A 16,244-nucleotide genomic window follows, 5' to 3' on the forward strand; every position below is an offset into this window, starting at 1 on the left:
GCTTGGCGCGGTTGCGGGCAACGGCATTGCCGACCTTCTTGGAGCAGGTAAACCCGACGCGGATGCCCGGCGCCTCTTCGGCATGGCGCCGGCGCGCCTGCACCAGCATGCCGGGCATCGCCTGCCGCCCGGCGCGGGCGGCGCGCAGAAAATCGGCACGCTTGCTGAGGGTATGAATGCAAACGGACACCGCCGGCGGCATTTCCCCGCTGCTGGCAGAGCCATCGCGGGGGGCCTCCGGCGGTGTCATGTCCGTCCGTGGTGGCGTTGGCGCCTTACGCGCTCAACTCTTTGCGGCCGCGGGCGCGGCGGGCATTCAGAATCTTGCGGCCGGCCTTGGTGGCCATACGCGCGCGGAACCCATGGCGCCGCTTGCGGACCAGGTTCGACGGTTGAAAGGTGCGTTTCATCGCGCTTTTCTCCAGTTACGGGCCGGGAACGCCGCGGATTCGGCCTGCCGGTGTGATCAGAAGCCCGGTCTCTACTGTGGCTTTTGCCGTAAGTCAAACCCCGTGGCGCGGAAATCCGGCCGCATTCGGCAGATTTTTCGCCCTCCCTGCCGGGGCGCGGCCGAAATCGCGAAAGAGGGCTGCCAGATCACGAATTTGTCCTATTCTATCAAGGCGGCGTGAGGGGGCTGTTGATCCCCCACCGGGCCGCGCATGGTCGGGGTCTGACACATTCGGCGGGGACAGCGGATGAGTGAATTGCCCAAGACAGAACCACAGCGCGGCTGGGCGCGCTATATTCCGATTGCGGTGATCGCTGCGGTGGCGGTGGCCGGCTGGCTGACGCTGGGCGACTATCTCAGCTTTGAGACGCTGAAGGACCACCGCGCGGCGCTGCTGGCCTATCGCGATGCCCATCTGGGGCTGATGGCGGCCGCCTTCGTGGCGACCTATGTGGCAATTGTCGGGTTTTCCCTGCCGGGCGCCTCGGTGGCCTCGGTCACCGGCGGGTTCCTGTTCGGGCTGCCCCTGGGCACGGCGCTGAACGTGTTGTCGGCCACCATCGGCGCGGCGGCGATCTTTCTTGCCGTGCGCTGGGGGCCGGGGCGGGTTCTGACCGCACGGATAGAGGCCTCGGAAGGCACGGTGCGGCGGCTGACCGAGGGCCTGCGGCGCAACGAGATCAGCGTATTGTTCCTGCTGCGCCTGGTGCCGGCGGTGCCGTTCTTCGTCGCCAACCTGCTGCCGGCGCTGGTGGGGGTGAAGTTCGGCAATTTCCTGTTCACCACGGCGCTGGGCATCATCCCCGGCGCGCTGGTCTTCACCTGGATCGGCGTCGGCGTGGGCGAGGTATTTGACCGGGGCGACACCCCGGATCTGTCGCTGCTGCGCGAGCCGCATGTGATCGGGCCGATCCTGGGCCTCTGCGCCTTGGCGGCGCTGCCCATTGTTGTGCGCCTGCTGCGCCGGAAAGGCGGCTGAGAGATGGAGCGGATCAAAACCGATGTGCTGGTAATCGGCGCGGGATCGGGCGGCCTGTCGGTGGCCGCGGGCGCGGTGCAGATGGGCGCGCGCGTGGTGCTGCTGGAAGGCGGCGAGATGGGCGGCGATTGCCTGAATTATGGCTGCGTCCCGTCCAAGGCGCTGCTTGCGGCGGCCAAGATGGCGCATATGCACACCCGCACGCAGGCCTTCGGCATCACCACAAGTAAGCCGCAGGTCGATTACGCCGGGGTGATGGCGCATGTCGCCGAGACCATCGCCACCATCGCTCCGGTCGACAGCCAGGAGCGGTTCAAGGGGCTGGGGGTGCGGGTGATCCGCGCCTGGGGCAAGTTCATCTCGCCGCAAGAGGTGCAGGCGGGTGACCATGTCATCACCGCCCGCCGCATCGTGATTGCCACCGGCTCGTCCCCCGCGGTGCCGCCGATTCCGGGTCTGGACACGGTGCCCTATCTCACCAACGAGACCTTGTGGTCGCTGCGCCAGGCGCCCGATCACCTGCTGATCGTCGGCGGCGGGCCGGTCGGGGTTGAAATGGCGCAGGCACATGTGCGGCTGGGCTGCCGGGTGACGGTGATCGAAGGCGCGCGTCTGCTGGGCAAGGACGACCCCGAACTGACCGCGACGCTGCGCGCGCGCCTGACCGACGAAGGCGTCACGCTTGTCGAGGGCGCGGCCGTGGCAGCGCTGCGCCCGGTCGGAGAACGAATCGAACTGCGTACCGAGAATGACGAGGTCTATACCGGTTCGCACCTGCTGCTGGCCACCGGCCGGCGCGCCAATACCGACAAGCTGGATCTGAAGGCCGCAGGCATCGAAACCAGCGACACCGGCATCCGTACCGATGCCGGGCTTAGAACCAGCAACCGCCGGGTCTATGCCATCGGCGACGTGGCGGGCGGGCTGCAATTCACCCATGTGGCCGGGTATCACGCCGGGGTGATCCTGCGCACGCTGCTGTTTGGGCTGCCGTCGAAAGCCGCCACGCAACACATTCCGCGTGTCACCTATACCGATCCGGAGCTGGCGCAGGTTGGCCTGACCGAGACCGAGGCGCGCTGGCAATACGGTGCGCGCCTGGAAGTGGCCGAGTTCGATTTTGCCGAAAACGACCGCGCCGTGGCCGAGCGCGTCACCACCGGCCGCGTCAAGGTGATGGTCGCCGGCGGCCGGCCGGTGGGCGTGTCAATTCTGGGCTCCGGGGCCGGGGATCTGGTTGCGCTCTGGGCGCTGGTTCTCGCCAACCGTCTGAAAATGCGGCAAGTCACCGCAATGGTTGCGCCCTATCCGACGATGGCAGAGGTTAACAAACGGGCTGCAGGCGCTTATTTCTCTCCCCGACTGTTCGAAAGCCGGATGGTCAAGCGCGCGGTGGGGCTGGTCCAGCGGTGGCTGCCCTAGCGCAGAAAGGGCGAGATGCTGAACACGCTTTCAGGGCGCTTCCTGATCCTGACCACGGCCTTCGTGATGCTGGCCGAAGTCCTGATCCTTGTGCCGTCGGTGGCGCGTTTCCGCGAGGATTACCTGCGCGACCGGCTGGAACGGGCGCAGATCGCCTCGCTGGCGCTGCTGGCCGACGACATGATCGAGATGGATCTGGAAGCCGAGCTGCTGGAAAACGCCGAGGTGCTGAACGTGGTGCTGCGCCGCGACGAGGTGCGCCAACTGGTGCTGTCCTCGCCGATTCCACAGCCGATCTCGGCCACCCATGACCTGCGTGACCCCGGCGCGCTGACGCTGATCGGTGACGCGCTGCACCAGCTGCTGAGCCCCGAGAACGAGTTGATCCGGGTGATCGGTGCGCCGGTCCGCGATGCCGGTTTGCTGATCGAGGTGACGATGGAGACCCGGGGTCTGCGCGCCGCGATGATCGAATACGGGCTGCGCATCCTGATTCTGTCGGCGGTGATCTCGGTGCTGACCGCGCTGCTGCTGATTTTTGCGGTGCGGTTGCTGCTGGTGAAACCGATCAAGGGCGTGGTGCGGAACATGCAGCGCTATGCCGCGGCACCCGAGGATGCCCGCGGCATCATCCGCCCCACCGCCGGGATCCGCGAGCTGCGCGAGGCCGAGGATGCGCTGTCGAGCTTGCAGACCGAGCTGACCCATGCGCTGAAACAAAAGGAGCGCCTGGCGCAGCTGGGCGGCGCGGTGGCGCGGGTCAGCCACGACCTGCGCAATATCCTGGCCTCGGCGCAGCTGATCACCGACCGGATCGAAGCCAGCGAGGATCCGCTGGTGCGCCGTTTGGCGCCCAAGCTGGTCAACTCGATCACCCGCGCGGTGTCGCTGTGCGAAAGCACCCTGGCCTTCGGCCGCACCGAGGAGCCGGCACCGACGCTGGGCCTGGTGCGTCTGCGCGACGTGGTGCAGGACGTGATCGACGGCGAAAACCTGTCGCTCGAAGCCAGCTGCATCGCGCTCGACAGCGCGGTGCCGGCCACTCTGAACCTGCGCGCCGATCCCGAACAGCTGTTCCGGGTGATTCTGAACCTGGTGCGCAACGCCCGGCAGGCATTGGAATCCACCGGGCGCGAGGGCCGGATCAGCGTGACCGCGGGCGAAGAGGAGGACCGCTGGTGGATCCGGGTGTCCGATACCGGCCCCGGGGTGCCGGCCAAGGTGCGCGAACACCTGTTCCAGCCGTTCCACGGCGGTGCCCGCAAGGGCGGCTCGGGCCTGGGCCTGGCCATCGCCTCGGAACTGGTGCGCGGCCATGGTGGCCATCTGACCCTGTCTGCAAGCAGCGCCGAGGGCAGTACCTTCGAAATTTACCTGCCCAAGGGCGATGGCACGCTTTGATGTGTTTTCCGGGTTGCAAAGCCCCGGCGCCTTGGCTACATGCAGGGCCTCAGTGGACCGATAGCTCAGCTGGATAGAGTACTTGACTACGAATCAAGGGGTCGGGGGTTCGAATCCTCCTCGGTCCGCCACTGCCACCGCATGACGTGTTGAACACATGCTTTATGGGAAGGCCGTTTCCTGGCCTTCGCAAGACCGACCAGTTCCCAGCGCCTGGTGGGTCCGCTTGAACCGTGCGTTGTCGGCATTCTTCAAAGTTTTCCTGGGGGCTGAACGTACCCAACCGGCCTCGCGAATGCGCGCCGCCGGTTACAAAAGGGCCGAGAGGCCGACCAGGGATGCGGTCGCCACGATCAGGCCGGCGGTCACCTGGGCGAAGGGGGACAGGTAGGCTGCGAAACGCCAACCGCCTCCGACTCTGCTGATCAGGTTGCGCAGACCGACACCGGATGCCGAAACGACGAGGTTGAAAGCAGCTGTGCCTGCGCCCATCGCGAAGGTGGCCAGGATGCCGGCCGGGAGAATGCCGAGCCGCCACGAGATCAGCAGCAGGAACAACGCGCCGGTGCAGGGACGGATGGCGATGCTTGCCACGATCCAGGCCATTTCGCGCAGGCTTGTCAGGCCCGCGATTTCATCGGGCCGCGGTCCGTGCCGGTGGCCGCAGGAACAGGTCGCGTCTTCCTGGGAAACAAGGTGTGTGGGCTGGCCGCCCCCGTTTGCCCTCGCCTGCCAGGCAGCGCGGATGCCGCGAAAAATCAGCACCAGGCCGATCATTGCGATGGCGGCATAGCTGACGGGCAGCAGAAGTTGGTCCGCGGCATCTGTCAGCGACCGGCTGGTTGTTTCGAACAGGCCGATTCCCAGTCCGACGACAATCACCGCGACCAGCGATTGGCAAAGACTTGATGCGAGGGTGAGCAGCGATACCGTCCAGAGGGACACGCCAGAGGAAACCGCGGTTGCGCCAAGCAGCAGCTTGCCATGGCCGGGGCCGATGGCATGCAAGAGCCCGTAGGTGAAGGTGAGGGCGCACAGCCCGGCCAGGGCGGCGGGTTCCGCCGCGCGAATGGCCCGCAAACTTTCGGCCATGGCGGTCTGAACCTCGCGTTGCAACCCCGCGGTGCGATAGGCCAGCTCTGGCAGTGCGAGCGCATGCAGCAGCAGGGCGGCACAGGCCGCGGCCAGGGAAAACAACAGGATCAGCGGGACGAGCTGTTTCAGGCGGCCGGACGTCGGCCGCTGCCGAGCCGGGCGACCGGCCATTCTTGTCTGGGGCGCGGGATTGTCCGGTGCCGGGCCGATCGGAAGGATCGGCCCGGGCTCGAATCGCGTAGCGCCGCTCAGGGCGCGCGCTTCTCCGGCAAGCCCAAGCCGGACGCGCCGCGCGGTGACGTCGTCCTTATTCAAGGCACGTGGCAAGGCTGCTGGCGAGGTTCCGCAGCAATTGAGGATAGAGCGCGACGCCAGGGCTCAGATCGGCCCCCAGCGGGTCCATCACGCCGGCCTTGGCCTCGGTGCCTTGAAAGACCGTGCGGATCAGGTTGGCGTTGAATTGCGGTTCCGAAAACGCACAGGTCACGCCAAGCTCGTGCACTTTTTCATGCACTTCCTCGATCCGTGCCGGGCTTGGATCGGAGGCATCGCTCAGAGTGATCGAGCCTGCGGCAGGAAAGTCGAAGCGGTTCTCGAAATACTGGTAGGCATCGTGGAAAACGATGAAGTTGGAGTCCCGTACCGGAGCCAGCTGCGCCGTGATCTCGTCGATCAGCGTGGTCAGCTCGGCTTTGCCCTTGTCGGCATTGGCCTGGTAGATCGGCGCGTTTTCCGGGTCGAGCTCGGAAAGCTCGGCGGCAATGGCATCCAGCCAGACCCGGGCGTTTTCGGGGTCAAGCCAGGCATGCGGATCGTGTCCATGGTGGTGGTCATCGTGTCCGTGATCGGCGTGATCTTCGTGGTCGTGGTCGTGGTCGTGGTCGTGGTCGTGGTCGTGGTCGTGGTCGTCGTCATCATCATGGCCCGCCTCGTGGGCGTGGTCGTCATGATCGTCATGGCCCGCGTCATGGTCGTGGTCGTCGTGATCGTCATGGGCGTGATCGTCGTGGTCGCCGTGGCCCTCGTCATGGGCGTGATCGTCATGGTCGTCGTGGCCCGCCCCGTGGGCATGATCTTCGTCGCCATGGTCTTCATGATCGTGATCATGGGCCTCGAAGGTTGCGCCCTCGCGGAATTCAAGTTCGGTCGTGCCCGCGACCTCCATAAGCTCGATCACATGCGCGTCCGCCGCTAGCGCCTCGATCGAGTTCCCAAGCCAGGGGGTAAGGCTTTCACCGATCCAAAATACCGCTTGCGCCTGATCCAGCGCCCTGGCCTCGGACGGGCGCATCGAGTAGCCGTGTGGCGAGGCGCCCGGTTGTACAAGGAGGTCGGGCGTGCCAAGCCCGTCCATGACCATTGCAACCAGCGAATGAACCGGCGGAATGTCGGCAACGACGGCAGGCACCTCTGCGCGGGCCACCCCGGCAAGCCCCAGAAGGGACACCGTTCCCAGTATCATGCTTCTTCGCATGAGATTCTCCTTGTTATGTTGTAACGCTGATGGACAACTATCTGCTATGTTATTACCTATCAAGTGACCATGGTCGGAGGCGGTGATGAAACAAGTGGGATTTGCGCAGCACGATCACGACGCCTGTATCGCCCGGGCGATGGCTTCGGCCGAGGCTTATTGCGCGGACAATCAGCTGCGGTTCACGCCGGCGCGCCGCCGGGTCTTGGAAATCCTTCTGGAGGAACACCGGGCGCTTGGGGCCTATGAGGTCCTTGAACGCCTCAAACAAGAAGGCAGGGGATCGCAACCCCCGGTGGCCTATCGCTGCCTTGATTTCCTGGTTACCCATGGCTTCGTTCACAGGATTGAGCGATTGAATGCCTTTATCGCCTGCCTGCAGCCGCACGCAAACCACTTCCCGGCCTTCCTGATTTGCCGCGTCTGCGACTCGGTGGCCGAGACAACCTCGTCGCCCTCCAAGGGGCTTCTTGGCAGTGCCGCGAAAGCGGCAGGCTTCGTCATCGAACAAACGGTTGTGGAGGCGGTGGGGATCTGTCCTGACTGCCGCGACAGCGGCGTGCCCTCATGAGCCGTTGCGGCCTGCGGAACGTGCCCGCCCGTTTGGGCGATGCATGCGTGCTGGCGCGGGCGCCATTTTGCGATCCTCAGCGGGTGCCGCGCTGACCTTTCCTTGCTGTCATTTTTCCGAAGCAAAGATCACGGATACCTGAGTGGAAATATCGCGCAGGCGACTTAACTCACGGATTTCAAATTGCGAACGAGAGGATTGCTATGAAACGGATGACACGGCGCAACGCGATCAGGGCAGGCGTGGGCTTGCCGCTGGCCGGCACGCTTGGCGCATTTTCGGGGCCCGCGATGGCAGAGGGCATGATGCGCGAGAACGCCAAGAAGCGCGGCTTTAATCTGGGCGATTTCGAGGTTTCGACTCTGCTTGTCGGAACCCGCACCGTCGAAGAGCCGCAGGGCACCTTCGGGATGAATGTGTCGCCCGAGGAATTCGCCGCGGTCAGCGAAGCCAATTTCATTCCCAGCGACAAGACGCAGTTCTTTTTCACGCCGACGGTCGTGAACACCGGCAACGACATCGTCCTGTTCGACACCGGCCTCGCCGCCGACGGCACGCTTCCGGCGCTTCAGGAGGCCGGTTACTCGGCCGATGACGTGACGGTTGTCGTGCTGACCCACATGCATGGCGATCATATCGGCGGGCTGACCGACGCCTCAGGTGCGCCGACCTTCGCGAATGCCCGCTATGTCACCGGGCAAGCCGAGTTCGACCACTGGGCGGCACAAGGCAATGACACTTTCGAGGCCAAGGTGCGTCCCTTGGCGGAAAATATGAGTTTCATCGGCGACAGCGACAGCGTCGTTCCGGGGATCACGGGCATGGCGGCGCCCGGACATACGCCGGGTCATATGGTTTACATGCTGGAGTCGGGCGACAAGCAATTGCTGATCTTCGCCGATACGGCGAACCACTATGTCTGGTCGCTGGCCCATCCCGAGTGGGAAGTGCGCTTTGATTTCGAAAAGGCGCAGGCCGCGCAGACCCGCAAGACGGTTCTGGGCATGCTGGCGGCCGATCGGGTTCCGTTCATCGGCTACCACATGCCGTTCCCGGCGGTCGGCTATGTCGAGAACCGGGGCGACGGAACGTTCCGCTATGTGCCGACGAGCTATCAGATGATGCTGTAACGCGGGACCGGGCCGTGGCGTGCCACGGTCCGGTCTGTTTGCATGGGATCAGGCCGCCTCTGGAGCCCGACGCCATCCCGGGAAAGGGTCCGGCAGATCGGACCAGAGGTGCGGCACGAAGGAATCTTCCTCTCCGACCAGAGCTGCATCCAGCGCGGCGGTGATCGCAGCCTTGTCCATTCCGGCGCCGATGAAAACCAGCTCTTGGCGCCGGTCGCCAAACGGCTCCTGCCAATGCCGATTAAGGTATTCGATGGCCTGCGGATGGTCGGGGCGACGCTCCTCCGGCACGGTTGCCCACCAAATCCCCATCGGTTTGACGCTGCTCAGGGCGCCCGCCAGCGAGAACTCGGCCAGCCAGTCGGGCCGGGTCGCGATCCAGAAATGCCCCTTGGCGCGGATCACCCCGGTCAGGGGGCCATTCAGCACGTCATGTATCTTTTGCGGATGGAACGGCCGCCGCGCCCGATAGACGAAGGAAGAGACGCCGTATTCCTCGGTTTCCGGCACGTGGTCGGCAAAGCCGTAAAGTTCCTTGGCCCACATCGGGTGCAGATGCGCCTTGTCGAAATCGAAAAGGCCGGTGTCGAAGATCCGGCTTCCCTCGACCCGTCCGTAATCGGTTTCGATAATCTGCGCGTCAGGGTTCAGCGAGGTGACGATCTTGCGCGCGGCGTCGATCCGGTCGCGCCCGGCATCGCTGATCTTGTTCAGAACCACGACATCCGCGAATTCGATCTGCTCGACCAGCAGATCGACCAGGGTGCGGTCGTCTTCCTCGCCCAGGCTCTCGCCGCGGTCGCGGAGGAAATCGTGGCTGGAATAGTCCTGCAACAGGTTCACCGTGTCGACAACCGTCACCATGGTGTCGAGCCGGGAAACATCCGAAAGGCTGTCGCCGTTTTCATCGCGAAAATCGAAAGTGGCAGCCACCGGCAACGGTTCGGAAATACCGGTGCTCTCGATCAGCAGGTAGTCAAAGCGCCCCTCGGCGGCAAGCCGCCGCACTTCGACCAGCAGGTCATCGCGCAGGGTGCAGCAGATGCAGCCATTGGTCATCTCGACCAGCTTTTCTTCGGTGTGGCTCAGACCGGCGCCGCCCTCGCGGACAAGATCCGCATCGATATTTACTTCGGACATATCGTTGACGATCACCGCCACGCGTCTGCCTTCACGGTTGTTCAGAACGTCGTTCAGCAACGTGGTTTTTCCAGCGCCCAGAAAGCCCGAAAGGACGGTGACGGGCAGGCGCGAATCCTTGGCTGGCATCATTTCACCCCTTGTGATGTTATATCATAACAAGTTAGGGGAAGGGCGTGCCGCCCGCAAGCGGATTTCCAGGACTTCCCCCCGAAATCTTTGCCGCGCACGGCGCAACCGTCGAACAGATGACTAGGAGGAGCATATGCTTCCGACACTTCAAAAACTTGGCATGCTCGGCATGGCCCTCATATCCGCAACCTCCGCCGTTGCCGACGAGGACAAGACGGCGTGGCGCGTCTTTATCGCCGATCAGGAGATGGGCAGAGTTACCGCCCTGGACCTGTCCGCCCCGGACAATCGCTGGCAGTTCGATCTTGCCGGCCCATCGCGGCTTTATGTTTCACCCACCGGGGGCGTCGTTGTTGCCGTCCAGTCCGACCATGACCGGGTCGATTTCCTGAGCAGTGGCATAGCGCTCGAAACACATGGCGACCACGCCGATATCAAGGTCGAGGAGCCCGCACATCTTGACACCGCGCTCGAAGGCCCTCGGCCCTTTCATGTCGTCACGCATGACGGCGTGACGGCGATCAACTTCGATCGCGGCGGCTATGTCGCGATGATGGAGGACAGCGACATATTGGGCTCCGGTGAGAGCGAACAGTTCAAGCTGAACCGGGCGCATCACGGCTTTGCCGTGCCAATGGGGGATTACATCATCGGCACGGTTGCGTCCGACGCCCCGGTCGAAGGCGATGGCGCGCCGCCGCGTGTCGGCATCCGCGCCTACAACCGCGATGGCCAACCCGCCGGAGAGCTGCAAACCTGCACCGACCTGCACGGCGAAGCGTTCTCGGGCGCTTACCTGACCGCCGGCTGCAAAGAGGGCGTCGTTGCTGTCACGCTCGCGGATGGGACTCCCAGCTTTTCCATGTTGCCTTATCCCGAGGATTTTCCCGAAGGCCATACCGGCACGCTGCTTGGATCGCACGCAATGCAGAGCTTCCTCGGCAATTACGGTGCGAATTCGGTGGTGATCATCGACCCGACGGCACAATCCCCGTTTACTCGCGTAGAACTGCCATTCCGAGGTGTCGATTTCGTGCTTGACCCGGCCAAGCCGCAGTTTGCCTATATCCTGACGGAAGACGGGACGCTGCACCGGCTCAACATGCTTTCGGGTCGAATTGAGCAATCCGAGGCGGTGACCGAGCCCTATTCCATGGATGGCCACTGGCGGGATCCGCGCCCGAGGTTGGCGATGGCGGGTGACAGCTTGCTGATGACCGACCCGCGCGCAAGCGTTCTGCGGGTTATTGATCCGACCACGATGTCCGAGGTCCAGGCCGTTCCGGTGGAAGGCTTGCCCTATAATCTGGTGGCCGTGGGAGGCAGCGGGCTGGTTCATTGAGGCCAAAGCATAACCGCTGATGTTCTGAAGGCGGCGGGGTGTCTCGCCGTCTTTTTCATGTGGTCTCGGCAGGTAGAGGACGCCTGGAAAACGTCGACAGATCGATCAACGCGCCGGTCTTGCCCAAACCCTGCCCCGCACAGATTGGCGGAACCGTGGCCCAAGCCGCATTCAGCATCACCAGCCCGGGCGCGCCCGAGCGGATCAGAGCTGGGTCGGGTTGGGGGAATCGCCGTAAATTGCGTTGGGGTCGAAGGTTTTTTGCTCTTCGGTGAATTTCAGCGGCTTACCCGCATCTTCGCCGACCGGAGCCGCGCGATAGAAACAGGATCGATAGCCCACGTGACATGATGCGCCCGAGCCGGCGACCCTGACCCGCAGCCAGATCGCATCCTGATCGTCGTCGACCCTTGCTTCGACAATCTTCTGCACCAGGCCCGAGGTCGCGCCCTTGTGCCAGAGGACTTGCCGCGCGCGGCTGAAATAATGCGCCTCGCCCGTTTCGATTGTCCGCTTCAACGCCTCTGAATTCATCCAGCCAAGCATCAGGACTTCGCCGGTCTCCGCATCGGTGGTGATGCAGGGCAACAGGCCATCCGCGCCGAATTTTGGCGCAAGATCAGTGCCTTCCTCTACCTGCTCTACCGAGCGCCGGATCTGAAATTCGACTTGGTCCATGTTCTGCTCTTGCTGGTAGTTATGTTATAACATACAGGTTCTCTCACAGCAGCTCTGAACTGTAAAGGGGTCGGATATGTCAGCCAGGTTCGTGTGCGCGGGCTTCGAGGTCAGGCGCGATTTTGTCCAATCGGATGCGCTTTGCGCAGATTGCGTGGTCCTTGGAATCGCGGCCGGGGCACGCCGGATGGTCTTGTCACCCGGCGGCATGGCTGCTGCGGCCTGTCACATAACGAAAGAGCAAAAATGATCCACGTCCAACTGCCTGACGGGGCCAGCCGCGCCCTGTCGCCATCCAGTACCGCCGCCGATCTGGCGGCTGCCATCAGCCCGAGCCTTGCCAAAAAGACCGTGGCGGCGGTTGTGGACGGGCAGTTGCGCGATCTCACTGCCCCCTTGTCCGATGGTGCGGCCGTGGAACTGGTAACACGCGATGATCCCCGCGCGCTGGAACTCATCCGCCACGACCTGGCCCATGTGCTGGCCGAAGCGGTGCAAGCGCTTTGGCCCGGCACCAAAACGGCCATCGGGCCGGCCATCGAACATGGTTTCTATTATGATTTCGAGCGCGAGACGCCCTTTACCCCCGAAGACCTGCCGCGCATCGAAACGAAGATGCGCGAAATCATCGCGGCGCGCCGGCCTTTCATCTGCGAGGAATGGCAACGGGATCATGCGCACAAGCATTTCGAAGCCGCCGGCGAGACCTACAAACTGGCATTGCTCGCCGCGATCCCCGCAGGAGAGCCGGTAACCATCTACAAGCAGGGTGAATGGCTGGATCTGTGTCGCGGCCCGCATATGCGGCATACCGGTGATGCCGGTGGCGCCTTCAAGCTGACGCATGTGGCCGGTGCATATTGGCGGGGCGACTCCAATAACACGATGCTGAGCCGGATCTATGGCGTGGCTTTCGCCGACCAAGCCGCCCTTGACGCGCATCTGACCATGATGGCCGAGGCGGAAAAGCGCGATCACCGCCGATTGGGACGTGAAATGAACCTGTTTCATTTCGAAGAGGTCGCACCGGGGTCGGTCTTTTGGCACCCGCGCGGCTGGCGGCTGTTTCAGACACTGATCGGCTATATGCGCAGCCGGCAGGAGGCGGCGGGATATGTCGAGGTGAACTCGCCAGACATCATGGACCGGGCTCTGTGGGAGACTTCGGGCCACTGGCAGAATTATCGCGAGAACATGTTTCTGGCGAAAACCGAGGATGATCGGGATTACGCGCTGAAACCGATGAACTGCCCCGGGCACATGTTGATCTATGGTCAGGGCGTCAAAAGTTACCGGGATCTGCCGCTGAAACTCGCGGAATTCGGCAAGGTCCACCGCTATGAACCGTCCGGTGCGCTGCACGGGCTGCTCAGGGTGCGCAGCTTTACCCAGGATGACGCACATATCTATTGCACGCCCGAGCAACTGACCGACGAGTGCCTCAAGGTCAACGACCTGGTGCTGTCGATCTATCGCGACTTCGGCTTCGAGGATGTGCATATCAAGCTCTCCACCCGCCCCGAAAACCGGATCGGCAGTGACGACAGCTGGGACCGGTCCGAGGCGGCGTTGCGCACGGCGCTCGACAAAGCCGGGCATCCCTACACGATCTTTGAAGGCGAAGGGGCCTTTTACGGCCCGAAACTGGAATATGTTCTGCGCGACGCGATCGGGCGGGATTGGCAATGCGGCACGTTGCAGGTGGATTTCAACCTGCCGGAACGCTTCGGGACAACCTATGTCGCGCCCTCGGGCGACAAGCTGCCCCCGGTCATGCTGCACCGCGCGCTCTTCGGTTCTTTGGAGCGGTTCACCGGCATCCTGATCGAGCATCACTCAGGCCACCTGCCGCTGTGGCTCGCCCCCGTGCAAGCCGTGGTCGCGACGATAACGGGGGCGGCCGACCAATGGGCGGTCGATGTGGCCAAGGCGCTGCGCGAGGCCGGGCTGCGCATCGAAACCGACCTGCGCAACGAGAAGATTGGCTACAAGGTGCGTGAACATGCCCTGAAGAAGGTGCCGGTCCAGATTGCCCTCGGCGCGCGCGAAGCCGAAGCGCAAACCGTCACGCTCCGGCGTCACGGGACCGAAGCGACAGAGACACTTGCCCTTCACGACGCGGTCACAGCGCTTGTGCAGGCGGCGCAGCCGCCGCGGTCTGGCACCCGATGACGTGGCGCGGGGCAAGGGCATGTTCCGAGACCGGTCGCCCAAATGCCCTGCCTTCAGGCAACAGGACAAAGGACAACAGGCACATGATTACAGAAGATGACCTTGCGGCGGCGCGCGTTGCCTGGGGCGAGGGGCTGGTCTCGATTTCCAAGGCCTACGAGACAGATGGAATCCAACAGGCACGGGATTTGGCAGGCCGGATCCTCGATGCGGCCTATGGCTATGACATGGGGCCCGTGCTGTTCAAGCCAACGCTCAGCGGCGGCCGGACGACCTTTCGCACCTCCCGCAAAGGCGCCTTGTCGTATTTCGTCGGCCATGACCCGGATTATCCGAAGGATGCCGGCTTCGCGATCCGGGGATGGCGAAAAACGGAATCCGAAACCGCGGCCAGTTTCATCGAGGGAGACGTGGCGATGTGGATGGGCTGGATGAGATTCACCGACAAGGACGGCCAGACGATCCAGACCGACAAAACCTTCGGCTACAAGAAGGATGCCCAGGGGGTTCTGCGCATTGTGCTGCACCATTCGTCGCTGCCCTACGAACCCTGTTGACCTCGCTGGACGAGGGTGCAACAGAATGACGTGTCGGTGTCCTCAGGGACCTAACAGGGAATCCGCCCCGAGCCATCGGGAAACGGAACTGCCCCCGCAACTGTAGGCGTCGAGCCTGCCCGATCCGCCACTGGAGCCCGCCGCAAGGCGTTCCGGGAAGGCCGGGCAAGCGATGAAGCGCCAGTCAGGAGACCTGCCGACAGACTGAAACCACGACCGGACGGGGTGTGCCGGCAGGGAGGTCTGACTCGCGCCTCACGGCGTCGTCTGTTCCCGACCCAATGCCCAGAACGGTCCCATCTGACGGGACGGAAACAGATGAAACGACTTTTTGCCGCCAGCGCGCTGCTGGTTCTCCAGGCGCTGCCCGCGGCAGCGCAGACCAACTATCCGCTAACTCTGACCAATTGCGGTGTGGAGCTTACCTTTGACGCGGCGCCAGACAGCGCGGTGACCATCGGCCAGTCGGCAACCGAGATCCTCTATTCCCTCGGCCTCGCCCCCAAGGTCAGCGGCACTTCGGTCTGGTTCAACCCGGTCCTGCCGGAATTTGCCGAGGTCAATGCCGGGATCGAACGGCTGGCCGACAACGACCCCAGTTTTGAAAGCGTGGTGGCCAAGAAACCCGGCCTGGTTGCGGTGCAATATGAATGGCACGTGGGCGCCAGCGGCATGGTCGGCACGCGCGAGATGTTCCACGACGTGGGGGTGCCGACCTATATCCTGCCCGCCGATTGCGACACCAAGGACAATTCCACCGGTGGCGACGGCACCCGCACCGGCGCTTTCGACACCGCGCATGTCTATAAGGGCATTCGCGAACTGGCCGCGATCTTCGACGTTGCCGACACGGGCGCGCAGGTGATCGCCGACCTTCAGGCCACCGAAGCCGCCGCCATCGACCGCGCCCGGGCGCTGGACCTGCCGGACGACCTGTCGGCGGTGTTCTGGTTTTCCTCCGCCGATCTGGAGCTCGACCCCTTCGTTGCGGGACGGCTGGGCGCGCCCGGCTATATGCTCGACAAGCTGGGGATCGAAAACGCGGTCGAGACGGACGAGGAATGGCCGACCGTGGGTTGGGAAAGCATCGCGCGGGCCGATCCCGACCTGATCGTGGTGGCCTATATGGACCGCCGCCGCTTTCCCGCCGACGATATCGAGGAGAAACTGAAATTCCTGCGCAACGACCCGGTGGCCAGCCAGATGACCGCGGTGCGTGAGGGTCGGATCGTGCAGATGGACGCCCACGCGATGAGCGCCACCCTGCGGTCGATCCACGGGCTGGACGCGCTGTCCCAGGCGCTGGCGGACATGGCCTTCGAATGAACGGCGCGGCCGCCCTGCGGGGAACCTGGGCCACGGTGCCGCTGATCCTCGGGGCGACCATCCTGGCGGGCACGGCAATCGGGGAGACCCGGTTGCCCTTTCTGACGGTCTGGAACACGCTGGCCAATCACCTCTGGGACGCGGGGCACAGTGTCGACCGGATCGAGGCCGGCATCGTCTGGAGCTATCGGCTGCCCCGTGCCATCGTCGCCGCCGCCTGCGGCGCCGGGCTGGCGCTGACCGGGGTTGTTTTGCAGGCGCTGCTGCGCAACCCGCTGGCCGATCCCTACCTGATGGGCCTGTCGGCGGGCGCCTCGACCGGCGCCGTCCTGGTCACCGTGGCGGGGTTTGGCGCCGGGGCGGTCTCGATGTCG

16 protein-coding genes, 1 tRNA gene and 1 riboswitch are annotated in these 16,244 nt (G+C 64.0%); of the genes, 11 read left to right on the plus strand and 6 right to left on the minus strand.

What is annotated here, in order from left to right; all coding sequences use genetic code 11:
- Both CVM52_RS17025 and rpmH read right to left on the minus strand, forming a co-directional pair.
- On the minus strand, nt 1-250 hold a 250-nt coding region (locus CVM52_RS17025; RefSeq protein WP_133119875.1), incomplete at its 3' end, for a ribonuclease P protein component.
- Nucleotides 251-275: 25 nt separating this feature from the next.
- Complete coding sequence (gene rpmH, locus CVM52_RS17030) at nt 276-410, minus strand: 50S ribosomal protein L34 (RefSeq protein WP_027241708.1); 135 nt, start codon at nt 408-410, stop codon at nt 276-278.
- Nucleotides 411-698: 288 nt separating this feature from the next.
- On the opposite strand from rpmH, the gene CVM52_RS17035 reads away from it, so the two are divergent.
- The 4 genes from CVM52_RS17035 to CVM52_RS17050 all read left to right on the plus strand — a co-directional run bounded on the left by CVM52_RS17035 (nt 699) and on the right by CVM52_RS17050 (nt 4,384).
- Complete coding sequence (locus tag CVM52_RS17035) at nt 699-1,430, plus strand: TVP38/TMEM64 family protein (protein WP_100163667.1); 732 nt, start codon at nt 699-701, stop codon at nt 1,428-1,430.
- Nucleotides 1,431-1,433: 3 nt separating this feature from the next.
- The gene (locus CVM52_RS17040) at nt 1,434-2,852 is read left to right on the plus strand and encodes a dihydrolipoyl dehydrogenase family protein (RefSeq protein WP_100163668.1); all 1,419 of its coding nucleotides are present in this window, start codon (nt 1,434-1,436) and stop codon (nt 2,850-2,852) included.
- A gap of 15 nt (nt 2,853-2,867) precedes the next feature.
- On the plus strand, nt 2,868-4,253 hold the full coding sequence (locus tag CVM52_RS17045; RefSeq protein ID WP_100163669.1) for a sensor histidine kinase: 1,386 nt from the start codon (nt 2,868-2,870) through the stop codon (nt 4,251-4,253).
- 54 nt (nt 4,254-4,307) lie between these two features.
- Nucleotides 4,308-4,384 (plus strand) — tRNA-Arg (locus CVM52_RS17050).
- A 178-nt stretch (nt 4,385-4,562) separates the two neighbouring features.
- Here CVM52_RS17050 and CVM52_RS17055 read toward each other — a convergent pair.
- Both CVM52_RS17055 and CVM52_RS17060 read right to left on the minus strand, forming a co-directional pair.
- Entirely contained in the window at nt 4,563-5,663 is a 1,101-nt protein-coding gene (locus CVM52_RS17055; RefSeq protein ID WP_133119876.1) for a nickel/cobalt transporter, read from the minus strand.
- Complete coding sequence (locus tag CVM52_RS17060; protein ID WP_100163671.1) at nt 5,656-6,822, minus strand: zinc ABC transporter substrate-binding protein; 1,167 nt, start codon at nt 6,820-6,822, stop codon at nt 5,656-5,658. The genes CVM52_RS17055 and CVM52_RS17060 overlap by 8 nt, the downstream gene beginning before the upstream one ends.
- Before the next feature lie 85 nt (nt 6,823-6,907).
- Here CVM52_RS17060 and CVM52_RS17065 point away from each other — a divergent pair, with 85 nt between their 5' ends.
- Nucleotides 6,908-7,393: a Fur family transcriptional regulator gene (locus tag CVM52_RS17065; protein ID WP_100163672.1), complete on the plus strand. Its 486-nt coding sequence runs from the start codon at nt 6,908-6,910 to the stop codon at nt 7,391-7,393.
- A 203-nt stretch (nt 7,394-7,596) separates the two neighbouring features.
- Entirely contained in the window at nt 7,597-8,523 is a 927-nt protein-coding gene (locus CVM52_RS17070) for an MBL fold metallo-hydrolase (protein WP_100163673.1), read from the plus strand.
- A gap of 48 nt (nt 8,524-8,571) precedes the next feature.
- Here the strand turns inward: CVM52_RS17070 and zigA are convergent, their stop codons facing one another.
- Nucleotides 8,572-9,792, minus strand: a complete 1,221-nt coding sequence (gene zigA, locus CVM52_RS17075; protein WP_100163679.1) for a zinc metallochaperone GTPase ZigA — start codon at nt 9,790-9,792, stop codon at nt 8,572-8,574.
- Nucleotides 9,793-9,928: 136 nt separating this feature from the next.
- On the opposite strand from zigA, the gene CVM52_RS17080 reads away from it, so the two are divergent.
- The gene (locus CVM52_RS17080) at nt 9,929-11,137 is read left to right on the plus strand and encodes a metallochaperone AztD (RefSeq protein ID WP_172721023.1); all 1,209 of its coding nucleotides are present in this window, start codon (nt 9,929-9,931) and stop codon (nt 11,135-11,137) included.
- Between the two features lie 204 nt (nt 11,138-11,341).
- Here the strand turns inward: CVM52_RS17080 and hisI are convergent, their stop codons facing one another.
- Nucleotides 11,342-11,815, minus strand: a complete 474-nt coding sequence (gene hisI, locus CVM52_RS17085) for a phosphoribosyl-AMP cyclohydrolase (protein ID WP_100163675.1) — start codon at nt 11,813-11,815, stop codon at nt 11,342-11,344.
- Between the two features lie 246 nt (nt 11,816-12,061).
- Here hisI and thrS point away from each other — a divergent pair, with 246 nt between their 5' ends.
- The 4 genes from thrS to CVM52_RS17105 form a co-directional block, all read left to right on the plus strand.
- Nucleotides 12,062-13,987, plus strand: a complete 1,926-nt coding sequence (gene thrS / locus CVM52_RS17090; RefSeq protein ID WP_100163676.1) for a threonine--tRNA ligase — start codon at nt 12,062-12,064, stop codon at nt 13,985-13,987.
- 83 nt (nt 13,988-14,070) lie between these two features.
- Nucleotides 14,071-14,544 (plus strand): metal-independent carbonic anhydrase family protein, encoded by a 474-nt coding sequence (locus CVM52_RS17095; protein ID WP_100163677.1) that lies wholly within the window; start codon nt 14,071-14,073, stop codon nt 14,542-14,544.
- Nucleotides 14,545-14,561: 17 nt separating this feature from the next.
- A riboswitch (cobalamin riboswitch) is annotated at nt 14,562-14,759 on the plus strand.
- A gap of 103 nt (nt 14,760-14,862) precedes the next feature.
- On the plus strand, nt 14,863-15,870 hold the full coding sequence (locus CVM52_RS17100) for an ABC transporter substrate-binding protein (protein ID WP_100163678.1): 1,008 nt from the start codon (nt 14,863-14,865) through the stop codon (nt 15,868-15,870).
- The coding region (locus CVM52_RS17105; protein ID WP_172721024.1) for an iron chelate uptake ABC transporter family permease subunit at nt 15,867-16,244 on the plus strand (378 nt) is incomplete at its 3' end. The genes CVM52_RS17100 and CVM52_RS17105, both read left to right, overlap by 4 nt.

It is taken from the genome of Pseudooceanicola lipolyticus, assembly GCF_002786325.1.
GTDB lineage: Bacteria > Pseudomonadota > Alphaproteobacteria > Rhodobacterales > Rhodobacteraceae > Pseudooceanicola_C > Pseudooceanicola_C lipolyticus.

Coding starts and splice junctions, on each gene's coding strand:
- CVM52_RS17080 (WP_172721023.1), top strand. CDS start 9,929: ATGCTTCCGACACTTCAAAAACTTGGCATGCTCGGCATGGCCCTCATA.
- zigA (WP_100163679.1), bottom strand. CDS start 9,792: ATGCCAGCCAAGGATTCGCGCCTGCCCGTCACCGTCCTTTCGGGCTTT.
- CVM52_RS17035 (WP_100163667.1), top strand. CDS start 699: ATGAGTGAATTGCCCAAGACAGAACCACAGCGCGGCTGGGCGCGCTAT.
- CVM52_RS17100 (WP_100163678.1), top strand. CDS start 14,863: ATGAAACGACTTTTTGCCGCCAGCGCGCTGCTGGTTCTCCAGGCGCTG.
- thrS (WP_100163676.1), top strand. CDS start 12,062: ATGATCCACGTCCAACTGCCTGACGGGGCCAGCCGCGCCCTGTCGCCA.
- hisI (WP_100163675.1), bottom strand. CDS start 11,815: ATGGACCAAGTCGAATTTCAGATCCGGCGCTCGGTAGAGCAGGTAGAG.
- CVM52_RS17065 (WP_100163672.1), top strand. CDS start 6,908: ATGAAACAAGTGGGATTTGCGCAGCACGATCACGACGCCTGTATCGCC.
- CVM52_RS17040 (WP_100163668.1), top strand. CDS start 1,434: ATGGAGCGGATCAAAACCGATGTGCTGGTAATCGGCGCGGGATCGGGC.
- CVM52_RS17045 (WP_100163669.1), top strand. CDS start 2,868: ATGCTGAACACGCTTTCAGGGCGCTTCCTGATCCTGACCACGGCCTTC.
- CVM52_RS17095 (WP_100163677.1), top strand. CDS start 14,071: ATGATTACAGAAGATGACCTTGCGGCGGCGCGCGTTGCCTGGGGCGAG.
- CVM52_RS17070 (WP_100163673.1), top strand. CDS start 7,597: ATGAAACGGATGACACGGCGCAACGCGATCAGGGCAGGCGTGGGCTTG.
- CVM52_RS17060 (WP_100163671.1), bottom strand. CDS start 6,822: ATGCGAAGAAGCATGATACTGGGAACGGTGTCCCTTCTGGGGCTTGCC.
- rpmH (WP_027241708.1), bottom strand. CDS start 410: ATGAAACGCACCTTTCAACCGTCGAACCTGGTCCGCAAGCGGCGCCAT.